At 42.1% G+C, this 12,841-nt stretch carries 12 protein-coding genes and 1 tRNA gene; 6 read left to right on the forward strand and 7 right to left on the reverse strand.

What is annotated here, in order from left to right:
- Nucleotides 1–29: 29 nt before the first annotated feature.
- Entirely contained in the window at nucleotides 30–986 is a 957-nt protein-coding gene (locus CLW00_RS06380; RefSeq protein ID WP_106132829.1) for a metallophosphoesterase family protein, read from the reverse strand.
- A gap of 411 nt (nucleotides 987–1,397) precedes the next feature.
- On the opposite strand from CLW00_RS06380, the gene CLW00_RS06385 reads away from it, so the two are divergent.
- Nucleotides 1,398–2,822, forward strand: coding sequence for a Gfo/Idh/MocA family oxidoreductase (locus CLW00_RS06385; protein ID WP_106132830.1), 1,425 nt, complete (start codon nucleotides 1,398–1,400; stop codon nucleotides 2,820–2,822).
- Nucleotides 2,823–2,993: 171 nt separating this feature from the next.
- Here CLW00_RS06385 and madM read toward each other — a convergent pair whose 3' ends face one another.
- From madM to CLW00_RS06405, 4 genes are all read right to left on the reverse strand, one after another.
- Nucleotides 2,994–3,755, reverse strand: coding sequence for a malonate transporter subunit MadM (gene madM, locus CLW00_RS06390; RefSeq protein WP_106132831.1), 762 nt, complete (start codon nucleotides 3,753–3,755; stop codon nucleotides 2,994–2,996).
- Complete coding sequence (gene madL / locus CLW00_RS06395) at nucleotides 3,730–4,116, reverse strand: malonate transporter subunit MadL (protein WP_106132832.1); 387 nt, start codon at nucleotides 4,114–4,116, stop codon at nucleotides 3,730–3,732. Before madL ends, madM begins: the two co-directional genes overlap by 26 nt.
- Nucleotides 4,117–4,126: 10 nt before the next feature.
- Nucleotides 4,127–5,602 (reverse strand): acyl-CoA synthetase, encoded by a 1,476-nt coding sequence (locus CLW00_RS06400; RefSeq protein WP_106132833.1) that lies wholly within the window; start codon nucleotides 5,600–5,602, stop codon nucleotides 4,127–4,129.
- A gap of 264 nt (nucleotides 5,603–5,866) precedes the next feature.
- Nucleotides 5,867–6,517, reverse strand: a complete 651-nt coding sequence (locus CLW00_RS06405; RefSeq protein WP_106132834.1) for an SDR family oxidoreductase — start codon at nucleotides 6,515–6,517, stop codon at nucleotides 5,867–5,869.
- 508 nt (nucleotides 6,518–7,025) lie between these two features.
- Between CLW00_RS06405 and CLW00_RS06410 the strand changes: the two genes are divergently transcribed.
- Entirely contained in the window at nucleotides 7,026–7,601 is a 576-nt protein-coding gene (locus tag CLW00_RS06410; protein WP_106132835.1) for an ATPase, read from the forward strand.
- Nucleotides 7,591–7,782, forward strand: coding sequence for a hypothetical protein (locus CLW00_RS06415; protein WP_106132836.1), 192 nt, complete (start codon nucleotides 7,591–7,593; stop codon nucleotides 7,780–7,782). The genes CLW00_RS06410 and CLW00_RS06415 overlap by 11 nt, the downstream gene beginning before the upstream one ends.
- Before the next feature lie 135 nt (nucleotides 7,783–7,917).
- Here the strand turns inward: CLW00_RS06415 and CLW00_RS06420 are convergent, their stop codons facing one another.
- Both CLW00_RS06420 and CLW00_RS06425 read right to left on the reverse strand, forming a co-directional pair.
- A complete protein-coding gene (locus CLW00_RS06420) occupies nucleotides 7,918–8,196 on the reverse strand; it encodes a GIY-YIG nuclease family protein (protein ID WP_146131373.1) in 279 nt (92 codons plus the stop codon).
- Nucleotides 8,173–8,246, reverse strand: a tRNA-Asn gene (locus CLW00_RS06425). The genes CLW00_RS06420 and CLW00_RS06425 overlap by 24 nt, the downstream gene beginning before the upstream one ends.
- Nucleotides 8,247–8,455: 209 nt before the next feature.
- On the opposite strand from CLW00_RS06425, the gene CLW00_RS06430 reads away from it, so the two are divergent.
- The 3 genes from CLW00_RS06430 (at nucleotide 8,456) to CLW00_RS06440 (ending at nucleotide 12,635) form a co-directional block, all read left to right on the forward strand.
- Nucleotides 8,456–9,745, forward strand: a complete 1,290-nt coding sequence (locus CLW00_RS06430; protein ID WP_106132838.1) for a Gfo/Idh/MocA family protein — start codon at nucleotides 8,456–8,458, stop codon at nucleotides 9,743–9,745.
- A 130-nt stretch (nucleotides 9,746–9,875) separates the two neighbouring features.
- Nucleotides 9,876–10,334 (forward strand): (2Fe-2S)-binding protein, encoded by a 459-nt coding sequence (locus CLW00_RS06435; RefSeq protein WP_106132839.1) that lies wholly within the window; start codon nucleotides 9,876–9,878, stop codon nucleotides 10,332–10,334.
- A 21-nt stretch (nucleotides 10,335–10,355) separates the two neighbouring features.
- Nucleotides 10,356–12,635 (forward strand): xanthine dehydrogenase family protein molybdopterin-binding subunit, encoded by a 2,280-nt coding sequence (locus CLW00_RS06440; RefSeq protein WP_106132840.1) that lies wholly within the window; start codon nucleotides 10,356–10,358, stop codon nucleotides 12,633–12,635.
- Nucleotides 12,636–12,841: the final 206 nt, after the last annotated feature.

The raw sequence follows: 12,841 nt of genomic DNA on the forward strand, positions 1-12,841 counted from the left end.
AATGAAGTTTATAGTTTCACAGTTTGATCTTATACCTTTTTTTTATCAAACTCCACGTACTTAAATGTATGCGAGCCATCCTCAAAAAGCTCAAAGAACCCATATCCGTTGTCTGTGAATTCATAGGGAGTATCTCCCCACCAATTGCCTGAAACAGCTCCCGAACAGTGATAATGAACATCATTATAAACCAGTGTCTCTACCAAATGAATATGTCCACTGATGCAAACCTTGACATTTTTGTGTTGGTTAAAAAGATAAGTCAAAGATTTGGCGTCCGTGTGCATCCATGCTCCTGGCACAACCCAATTGCCAGATTGGGCATTGTCCCCATCCAGGAAAGGCGTTGCTCCTAAAATGGGGATATGGGAAATGATCAAGATTGGTTTCTCGGGAGAAATATTGTTGAGCCTCTGTTCCAACCAGTCCCTTTGTTCTGGGTCAAGTTTGGCAGTATACCAAGACCCGTCGTCCTTCTTGTGCGTACTGTCCAAGACAATGAATTGCCAGCCATTTGATTGAAAATCATAATATGGTTTTTCCATGCCATGTTCACTTAAAGCCCATGCTTTTTCAGCAAAAACCTCGCCTTCTGCTGCTGCCCCCCACACATCATGATTGCCTATACAATGATGAAATTTCAAATCAGGATATTCAGACCTTATTTTCCTCCATACAGCCCACTGCGCTTCCACATTCTCCATATTTTCTCCCAAAGCATCCATAATGACATCACCCCCATTGACAAAAAAATCTACAGGCTCTTCATTTGCCAAGATCGCATCTATGCATTTTCTCAGGCCCTTTTCAGGCTCAACTCCAGGTTTGAGATGCATATCAGTCAAAAAGGCAAACCTCAACACGGGGATTTTCTTTGTTTGGTGGAAAACATTGGCTTCAGCTGAGTTTACGGACAGCATTCCTGCACCAACAGTTCCCAAGCCCATGACTTTGAGAAGGTTCCTACGTGTGAGTTTCTTTTTCATAAATTGGATAGAAGTTTAGGACACAATAAGATTTTCAGAAAGGATTTTGATGAATTGAAAGTAAAACATTGGAGGTCAATTGTTCTTTGGCTTTGTGATAAAATTCAAGCTTTTATAAATTAAGTTTATTCACTCAAGATAATAACTTTTTAATTTCAACTTCTACAAAGGGACTCCTCGTTGAGTAGAAATGGTTTCAAAAACCAATTTTTCAGCATAAAAACAAAAGCCTGCAGACATGTCAATATGTTATGCAAACCTTTCCGTGGATTTCACTGCCTTTCCTCCGAAATTATAGAAAAGAGAAGTAGATTAACAAAATAATTTCTACGCCAGGTCCTTGAAGGCCAACATGGCTTAGGATTTTGGATACCCAGAAAACCTTTTGTAACACACCTTAATAACCAAAACATGTCCTCCAATCGTAGAGACTTTCTGAAAACCGGAGCCACAGCCGCCCTAGGCCTGTCGAGCTTCACTTTGATTTCGCCATCTGTTTTAGGCAAATCCATGGGCTATATAGCTCCTTCTGACAAGGTCAACTTGGCCTGTGTAGGAATCGGTAATCGAGGAAATGAAATAATCAAGGCACTGAATGAAACCGGTCTTTGTAATATCGTGGCTCTTTGCGATGTTGATATGGGCGCAAGTCAGACTTTAGAAGTCATGAACATGTTCCCAAATGCAAAAAAATACCAAGACTTCCGTAAAATGTTTGACGAAATAGGCGGTGAATTTGATGCGGTAAGTATTGCCACACCGGACTTTTCCCACTTCCCTGTGACCATGATGGCATTGGCAGAAGGAAAACATGTCTATGTAGAAAAGCCCATGGCCCGCACATTCCAAGAAGTAGACCTGATGATAGCAGCTGCTAAGAAATACCCAAAGCTTGCCACCCAAATGGGTAATCAAGGTCATTCCGAAGCCAACTATTTCCAGTTTAAAACCTGGGAAGAAGCAGGTATCATCAAAGATGTTACGGCCATTACAGCCCACATGAACATGAGACGGCGCTGGCATGGATGGGATCCTAACATATCCCGAAATCCTCCTGCCGAACCTATCCCCTCTACTATGGATTGGGATGTATGGTTGAGTCAGGCGCAACCTCAAGGTTACCACAAAGACCTTCACAATGGGCAATGGCGCTGCTGGTATGATTTCGGTATGGGCGCACTGGGTGACTGGGGGGCACACATAATTGATACTGCACATGAATTTTTGGATTTAGGCTTGCCTTATGAAATCAATCCGGTGAGATTAAGCGGTCATAACTCCTTCTTCTACCCCATGTCCACTACACTTGAATTCAAATTTCCTGAGCGTGGAGCAATGCCACCCCTTACCATCACTTGGTATGATGGCATGGATAACATCCCTGCAGTACCAGATGGCTATGGTGTCTCCGAACTTGACCCAAACATCCCTCCACCGAGTGATGGCAGGATTCAACCAGCAAGACTCAATCCTGGAAAAATTATTTACAGTAAAGAATTGACTTTCAAAGGAGGATCACACGGAAGCACGCTTTCGATCATTCCTGAAGAGAAAGCCATGGAATGGGAATCAAAACTTCCAGAGGTACCCGAGAGCCCTTCCAATCACTTTGCAAATTTCCTAAAAGCATGCAAGGGAGAAGAAAAGACAAGGTCTCCATTTGAAATTGCAGGGCCTTTAAGTCAGGTATTTTGCCTAGGAGTGATGGCACAACAAATGGGCGTAAAACTGGAGTTTGACAGAGAAACTAGACAAATCATCAATAACCCTCTGGCCAATCAGGTATTGGCAGGTATGCCACCGAGGAGAGGTTGGGAGGAGTTTTATAGGGTGTAGAACTTGAAATCAAAATGCAATAGACTTTTCTCTACTCAAAGACAATTGCAGACTGGTATTAAAGCCTGAAAGCTTATACATAAACCGAATTATAAAGTAAAAACCACTGGAAATCAATCCAGTGGCTTTTACTAATTGTGAAAAGGTATTAATGATCGCCCTTTGTCTCAGTTAGTTTAGAATTATTTTCAAAACAATATAGAAAATAGAAGGACAAAGCAGGCATCCCAACCCGGTATAGAAAGTAGCGGTCACCGCACCATAAGGAACAAGTTTGGGATCGGTGGCAGCCAAACCGGCGGCAACCCCACTGGAGGTGCCCATTAACCCTCCATAGGCCATAGCAGATTCGGGACTGTTCAAATGGATTCTTTTAGCCACCATTGGCGTAAGTATGGTCACCACAATGGTTTTTACCACACCGGTAGCAATGCTCAATGCAATGACATCAGAAGAAGCGCCGACAGCAGCCCCTGTTACCGGGCCTACAATATAGGTGCAGGCACCTGCGCCTATTGTACAAAGGCTTGCCGCATCCCTATAACCCCACACAAAGGCCAAAACTACCCCTATGAAAAAGAAAAATAGAATACCCAGAAACAATGAAACCATACCCAATAGTCCCGCTCTTTTGACAAGATAAATACTGGCCCCCATAGCAGTGGCTACAATGGCAAAATCACGGAACATTGCGCCGCCAAGGAAGCCCACCCCTTTAAATATCTGGATATCCGACAGGCCTTTTTCGCCCCCGGTAATTACCCCTCCTAAATAACCCAATACCAATCCAAAGAAAATCGCAATTGCAGAACCCGGTATTTTTCCTTTGAGAACTTTTTTGGAGATGACATCTGATACTAATACAATCAGACCGATTACCAAAAAGCCAAAAACCAAACCGTTTTTTTCAATCAAATTGAGCAGTATTTCCATCAATTTTAGGGCTGAAATTTTTGATAATCATTGGAAAAATAAAGAAACAAACCACTACGGGAATGGAACCTGCAGCTATAGCCAATGTTCCAGCGGAAACAGCAGATTTCACGTTGAGGCTGGCAGCCATAGCGATGACAACCGGAATATATAGCTTATTCCAAAAGTCCATTCCTGACTCCATTTCATAAGTCAACAGGCTGTTTTTGACAAACCAATTTTTGAGCAACATGAGTATGATCATGGCAAATCCCACCCCTCCTACATTGGCATCAATGCCTATCAATAAACCCAAGATCTCCCCTATCCATTGGCCAAGCAGGTAAGCAAGAGCCAGTAAAGCAACTCCATAAATATTCATAAGGGATTTTTTAAAAGAGTTTTTTCAAATCATTTTTGGTCACCTTACCCATGGCATTCCGGGGAAGGTCCTGGACAATCAAATACTTTCTTGGCGTTTTGTAGGCAGGTAATCGTTCCCGCATCCATAGATTCAATGCTTCCGAATGAAGATCGCTAGTGGGAACAATGGCTGCGGCGACTATTTCACCCCATTCTTCATCAGGTATTCCGATAACCCCACAGTCTTTGACCCCTGGGTATGTTCTCAGGATTTCCTCAATTTCAAGGGCAGAAATTTTATAGCCTCCGGATTTAATGATATCTACCGAATCACGCCCGAGAATCTTAAAGTAGCCGACATCCATAATGGCTATATCACCTGTTCGAAACCAACCGTCACTGGTAAAGGCTTTTTGGGTCGCTTCAGGTTTTCCCCAGTATGCTTTGAACACATTTGGACCCTTTACCTGAATTTCACCGGGCTGGTCAAGGGACTGGATTTCATCGGATTCATTGCATATTCTGATTTCTACACCAGGTAAAGCCTGGCCGATATGTCCTGCCCGCCTTTCTCCTGTATATGGATTACTGATTGCCATTCCAATCTCTGTCATACCGTACCGCTCCAATAAATAATGGTCGGATATGCTGTGCCATTTTTCCATTACCGAAACAGGCAGGGCGGCAGAGCCGGAAACCATCAACCTGAATTTTTTAAGACAATTAGAGATTTCCGATCGCTCGCTTTCAGATAATGTCTCATAATGTGCTATCAATTTAAAATAAATCGTGGGGACAGCCATAAAAACATTGACATGACCTTTTTTGAAAATTTCAAAAACCTTAGCAGCATCAAAATGGGATAAAAATTCTACAACAGCACCTGACCATAGGGCACAGGAATTGACATTAATGATGCCATGAACGTGGTGCAGAGGGAGAATGGATAAGGTGTAATCATCTTGACTCCATTTCCAAGCTTCTACCAAAGTACTGATCTGAGCCTCGATGTTTTCATGGGTGGTCAATACCCCTTTGGGAAGGTTGGTGGTTCCGCTGGTGTAAAGGATCATGGCACCACGATCTGTACTGATTTCAGGCAATTCCCTATTGCCCAAGGATCTAAAATCTTGTGTGCTAATAAACCTAATGCTTTGGTCTTCTTTATAAGGAGCAAGGATTTTCTCAAATTCAGGAGCTACGACTAAAATGTCGGCCTTAGTGTCTTCAATGACATATTGGAGTGAAGGGAAGGGATAAGTTGTGCAAAGGGGCACAGCAATACCCCCTGCTCTCCAGATACCCCATTGTACAGACAGGTATTCCATAGACGGGGGAACCATAAAAGCTATCCTAGCCTGATTTAAATCATTTGCATTGCCCAATAAGCATGACGCTACTTCCTGACTTCGATCTAAAAGATCTTTGTAAGTAAACACTCCATTATTGTCAATTACTGCGGTTTTTTGTGGGAATTTGAGGGCATTTTGGATTAAAGTTAACATAGATAAATAGAAGGTGAGAGACTGGCTTTGTTTTGAAAATAGTTCTAATTAATCAAACATTCTTATATCTATTTGATTCTTTTTTTTGAATGGTAATACTTTTCAAATTGAGATGAATTTCTGAATTACCAGTGATGGATATCTTACAATCCTTACTATATCTATAAAATTGAGTTGAAAATGAGAAAATAAAGCCTAGGACGGGTGCTTCAAAGGTTATTTTTGGGACATATATCCTTAAATCTATTTAGCTTTCAAAACAAATTAAAAACTGCTAACCGCCTCAGCAATTGGTTCTGATCCATCCAAAATATCAAAGTAGGCATTAGAGGCCACACCTGACTCAAGCACCTCGACAAGGGTCAGCGCTACATTTTCTCTGGATATTTCACCCTTTTTATTTAGGTGTTTTGCCGCTTCGATTTTATTACTTCCAGATTTATCAATCAAAGCACCTGGACGGACAATGGTATAATGGACACCACTGGCTTTAAGATATTCGTCAGCATTATGTTTGGCTTTCAGATAATGGTGGATGTCGGAATCAGGGTCAGGGTTTTCTGTTCCCATAGCGCTAAGCATCACGTATTTTTGGACCCCATGTTTTTTGGCATGCTCTATACTCTTTTTGGCACCATCCTGATCAACGGTTATGGTTTTATCCTTTCCTGTAGAGCCTCCAGAACCTGCTGCGAAGACAACCCGATCAATCCCTTCAAAGGCAGAATCAAAATCCTTTTCCAAATCGCCTAGAACTGTTTTGATTCCTTTCTTTTGAAAAAAGTCTTCCTGATCCTTGTTTCTGATCATAGCCACTGGTTGGTAAGTTTTGGAATCTTTAAGCAGATCGCAAACAATCTGCCCGGTTTTGCCATGTGCTCCGATTATCAAAGTTTGTTGTTTTTGGTTGGTCATAGTTTTAAAATTTTAAGTGTAAAAAGATTTAAGCCGGCCAAAAGTTATCTTGAAACTTCACCGGGATACCTATTAGTATACTGACTGCAGGTGATAAGGTTATTTGTTTGGGAGGGGGGATCAATTTTCAGGGACACTAAAGAAGGCTTTCAATTCCTGAATCGGATGTACATTTATGAAGCAACACAAAATTATGATCATCAAACCTTCTCAAAGGATCGTCTGAGTGCCTAACACAATACTTGTTAAAATTCTCCGAATAAAGAATATAGATGTAAAAAGTCATATCTAAAAATGCAAAAAGCCCTGCATTTCTGCAAGGCTTATGCTCCCCCTATAAACGATAGTTGCAACCGGAGTAGGGTATTTTTGGTTTTAAAAGAAGTAATGAAGGAGTTGACTAAGTAATACTTTCACTCAGTAAGGTTGTAAGAAGTATTCTCACCAATGTTATCTTCATGGATTGGGTAAAATGATGATTAGATAGTAAAGTGTATATTTGTATTGAATGAAGAAACTTTACATCATAGCAGGTTGTAATGGAGCAGGTAAAACTACTGCTTCCTATACCATTTTGCCTGAAATCCTGAACTGTAAAGAATTTGTGAATGCGGATGAAATTGCAAAAGGAATTTCTCCTTTCCAACCAGAAAAAGCGGGTATTGAAGCGGGAAGGTTCATGTTGAAAAGAATCAAAAAGTTATTAGAGTCAGGGGAAAATTTTGCTTTTGAAACCACGCTTTCTACAAGGAGTTATGTGCAATTTGTTGAAAGAGCAAAGGAATTAAATTATCAGGTAACCTGTTTGTTTTTTTGGTTAGATTCCGATGACTTGGCTGTTTCAAGGGTAGCAAGGCGAGTAAAAGAGGGCGGACATCATATACCTGAAGATGTTATCAGGAGAAGATATAAAAGCGGTCTTGAGAATTTTTTCAGATTATTTCTGCCCAAAGTGGATAACTGGTTATTTGTAAATAATTCTGGAGACACTTATGAAATAATGGCAGAAGGAGGGGTTAATGACGTCACAATTAATAACAAAGAATTGTGGGAAGGTTTAAAACAAAAATATTATGGAGACTAAAGAGCAACTAAAAGAGGAAAGAGACAAAATAGTTAAAGGGCTTGAAGAAGCTTATCGCAAGCTAGTGGAATTCAAAAAAGCGAAGAATAGTCCATTAGTTGTCGTGAGAAATGGTGAAATCATGGAGATTGACCCAAATGATGTACCATCAACTATTTTATACAAACGTGGCCAAGGCTAATTCCTTAAATTATATAACATCCCGAACCTACGGTACTGATTAACCCCGCAAGTGCGGGACTCTAACCAGCTGAGCTAAGAAACCCTCAGGTACAAAATCAGGATCAACTAATTTTTCAATGAGTTTTCTGGATTTTTATTTTTTGACCCATTTTTCTGTTTTCAAAGCAGTACCTCGATCTTTGCCAATTCCAAAGACAGCTGCAATTTCCCAAGGTCTGTAACCAGTAGTGAACTTATGATTTTTTCCATGATTATGTTCTTCAACTCTTCTCCAGGGATCATCAGCGTGACCTATATAATATTTGTCAAAATTCTCCGAATAAAGAATATAGATGTAAAAAGTCATATCTAAAAATGCAAAAAGCCCTGCATTTCTGCAAGGCTTATGCTCCCCCTCTTGGGCTCGAACCAAGGACCCCCTGATTAACAGTCAGGTGCTCTAACCAGCTGAGCTAAGGAGGAATATTCGTGATTTGTTGAACGCTTTCGTTTAACGTGGTGCAAACATAGTAGGATGATCCATTTTTTCCAAACCTTCACACTAAAAAAAAACCACATTTTGCAAATTCAACATTTTTCATTCAGTAAATCAGAGACTTATTTTTTTAATCTATTTTACTCCTTAAATTATTGTCTCTTTTATTACCCAACCATCTAACCAACCTAAGTGCATGAACCCAAAATTTAACCGTAGGCAATTTGTCAAAATCTCCGCCTTCACAGCCCTTGGTTTGCAGTTTATCCCATTCTCCGGACTTCGGGCTGCAGCTTCTGATCGCATACGTATAGCCCATATCGGGCTTGGGGGTATGGGCCTTTCTCATATGAACTGGTTTGCCAATCTTCCTGAAGCAGAAATAGTAGCACTCTGCGATGTCGACAAAGTAAGAGCTGAGGAAGCTCTGCAAAAACTCAAAATTATCCATCCTGACACCAAAGCTGACACTTATCAAGACTTTAGAAAAATATTGGATAGAAATGACATCGACGCCATTACTATAGCGACCCCCGATCACTGGCATGCACAGATTGCCATTTTGGCCTTCCAAGCTGGTAAAGATGTCTATGGGGAAAAACCGCTTTCATACAGCATGAAAGAAGGTGACTTGATGCTAAAAGCCATGGAAGATAATGATCGTATGTTCCAATTGGGTACACAAATACATGCAGGAGACAATTACCATCGCGTTGCAGAAATATTACAGTCTGGCCTTTTGGGAAAGATCAAGACCGTAAGAATATGGAAAACAGGGGAACCTCAAACCATTGAAAAACTCAATTTCCAGACACCCCCACCGAACCTCGATTGGGATATGTGGCTAGGACCGGCACCTTTTTCTGAATATGCACCCGAAAAGTACCATTTTACTTACCGGTATTTCTTGGAGTATTCAGGAGGGGTCTTTCAGGATTTTTGGTGTCATATCGCCGATGTGGTCTGGTGGGGACTAGAACCACAAAAACTAAAGAAAGTCACCACGAGAGGTGAAAAAGCGGAAGGTGCAGGGGATACTCCAAAATGGTTGGAGGCTGATTTTAAATTCAAAAAACTTGACATCCACTGGAGCAGCACAGCGCCAGATGTACCCGGAGCTGCTGAAAGGCACATAGGAGCTTTCTTTGAAGGAACAAATGGCACAATGATCTGCGACTATGGAAGCAGAGAAATCAGGATCAACGGAGAAGTGCTTACTGACTTGATTGATGTACCCATCAGTATCCCGAGATCTCCAGGGCATCAACAAAATTTTCTCGATGCCATCAAGTCGAGAAAACAACCTCAATCTCACCTTGCTTATGCCAGAGAAATGACCATGCCCATGCACCTGGCTATGGCGTCCTATCGTCTGGGAAGACCATTGAAGTGGAATGCCAAAAAAGAACTCTTCGTAAGGGATGAAGAGGCAAATAGCCTCCTATTTAGACCCTATAGAGATAAATGGAATCTGATTGGCGCATAATTGCCTATATTGTATGAGGATTTCAACTTAAGCAGTTTGTCCTGGCTAAGAGCCAAAAGATAAGCCTCCCAAAACCAACTCCATATTACAATTGTAAAATAATAGAGTCACTCAATCCTTCAAATCAATTATGGAAAATTTCAATTTGAATATCAATGGACAAAACATGGAAGTCAGTGCAGAGGAAGACATGCCCCTACTCTGGGTTATCCGGGACTTACTATCCATGAAGGGAACCAAGTTTGGCTGTGGTCAGGCCCTCTGTGGTGCATGCACTGTGTTGATAGATGGAGAAGCGATGCGGTCATGCAGCTTACCTGTTTCAGCAGTAGGTGATCAAAAAATCACCACCATAGAAGGGCTTTCTGAAAATGGAGATCATCCTTTACAGCAAGCTTGGGTATCTCACGTAGTACCGCAATGTGGCTACTGCCAAACAGGACAAATCATGAATGCAGCGGCCCTTTTGGGTAGAAACCCAAATCCATCAGACGCAGAAATCGAGTCTGCCATGGCAGGCAATCTGTGTCGCTGCGGTACATACAACAGAATCAAAGCTGCGATCAAAACAGCTGCATCCAATCTTTAACCCCTAAGCTAAAATATAACCATGAGACCTACATTTCCTTTCTTTAAAGTCAAAGAAGCTGAAGATAGAAGCAAGGTGTTCAAAGCCTCCCGAAGGGACTTTTTGAAACTTGGCACCTTAGCAACAGGTGGATTTTTACTTGGGGTAAATTTCCAATGCAGCGGCCCAAAAGGCAAAGACCTCATTTTTGCTCCCAATGCCTACCTGAGCATCGATGCCGATAACCTGGTAACCATTATTGCCCATAGGTCCGAAATGGGCACTGGTATACGAACCTCACTTCCCATGATCATTGCTGATGAATTGGGCGCTGATTGGTCAAAAGTAAAAATCGTTCAAGCAGAAGGTGACGAGGAAAAATATGGGGATCAAAATACGGATGGCTCTTATTCTGTCCGGATGTTTTATGAGCCCATGCGAAGGGCTGGCGCCATCGCACGACAGATGCTCTTGATGTCCGCTTCCCAGAAATGGAAAGTACCATTAGACGAATGTATCACAGAGAACTCTGTGGTCCGGCATATCGGCTCAGACAAGTCTATCAGCTTCGGAGAACTGGTAGATGATTTACAAAAAATGGAATTGCCAAGATCAGAGGATATCCAGCTGAAAGCATTTTCAGACTATAAATTGATTGGCAAAGATGTCCCCATATATGACGGTAAAGACATCGCTACCGGAAAAGCAATTTTCGGAGCAGATGTAGACTTGGACAATATGAAGATTGCTGTAGTCAAGAGAGCACCTGTGGTAGGTGCTAAAGTGATCTCGATCAATGATTCCGCTACATTGGACATTCCTGGAGTAGAAGGTGTAGTAAAAATACAAGGAGCGGGATTACCTGCCGGGCTTGATAAACCCTTGGAAGGCGTAGCGGTGATTGCGACCAATACTTGGGCAGCCATCAAAGGCAGGGATGCACTATTGATAGAGTGGGACTTGGGTGAAAACAAAGACTATGATTCAGAGGCACAACTGGCCGACATGGTCAAAAGCACTTCAAACCCCGGCAAGGTAAGGAGAAAAAGAGGTGATTTGGAAGCTGCCATAAAAAACGCTTCAAGAACAATCGAGCGGACGTACGAACTCCCTTTCTATGCGCATGCCACATTGGAACCACCTGCAGCAATAGCTCACTTCCATGATGGACGTTGTGAAGTTTGGGCACCGACCCAACACCCACAGTGGGCAAGAGGATCGGTGGCTGCGGCTTTGGAAATTGAAGTCGAAAATGTCACAATGAATGTCACCCTTTTAGGTGGCGGGTTTGGCAGAAAGTCCAAACCGGATTTTGTCGTGGAAGCCGCTATTCTTTCCAAAGAGGTCAATGCCCCTGTAAGGGTGCAATGGACCAGAGATGATGATTTACACCATGATTTTTACCATGCCATCAGCGCGCAGAGAATCAAGGCAGTGTTGGATGAATCAAGAAATTTAACAGCTTGGAATCACCATACCGTTTTCCCTGCAATCGGAGCTACTTCTAATCCTGCAGAAGTGCATCCATCTGATGGAGAACTTGGACTTGGTTGTGTCGATTTCCCTTTTGATGTACCCAATATCCAAATCGAAACACATGAATCCAAAGCCCATACCAGGATTGGTTGGTTGCGTTCGGTATCCAACATTCATCATTCCTATGCTATCAATTGCATGATGGATGAGGTGGCTGAAGCCAAAAGGGTAGACCCTATCAACCATGCCATAGAGATGCTCGGAGAAGACAGAAACCTTAGCTTCAAAGAAGAACTAGACGGTGACTTTTCAAATTATGGAGAAAGTATAGAAGAATATCCTTGGGAAACAGCCAGAATGAAAAAGGTGATCCAAAGGGTAGCAAAAGAAGCTGGATGGGGACAAAATTTAGGAGGAAATAGAGCCATGGGTTTTGCCTGCCAAAAGAGTTTTCTGACTTATGTTGCCTGTATCGTAATTGCAGAAAAAGATTCTGATGGTAAAATCAAAGTGACTGATGTGCACTATGCCGTAGATTGTGGAATCGCCGTCAATACTGATAGGATCAGGTCACAGTTTGAAGGTGGAGCCCAGTTTGCCCATGGTTTGGCTACAAGTTCGAAGATAACTTTCAAAGACGGAGAGGTGCAACAACATAATTTTGACACTTATCAGATCACCAGGATGCCACAGGCACCAAAAAACATCCACGTACACATGGTAGAAAGCATGGAAAAACCAACAGGGGTGGGCGAACCTCCTGTTCCTCCTTATGCTCCTGCCTTGGCAAATGCTGTGTATAAATTGACAGGAAAACGGCATTATAAATTGCCTTTTTCGATTTAATTGATTGATAGATTATGTCAGAAAAAAGCCCTTACAAATTTACTGTAAGGGCTTTTGTATTATTATTGACCTAATCGGTGTCGGCGTCACTCTAATCGTAGTGAATAGTCTCATGCCATATGGGAGATGCCCCGCAATGCTGCGGGACAGGCTTTCAACTACGCAAGCCTGCCTACACGAGGTAGGCTCCGTTCAGCATGACGCGG

The sequence above is a fragment of the Mongoliibacter ruber genome, assembly GCF_003003005.1.
GTDB classification, from domain to species: domain Bacteria; phylum Bacteroidota; class Bacteroidia; order Cytophagales; family Cyclobacteriaceae; genus Mongoliibacter; species Mongoliibacter ruber.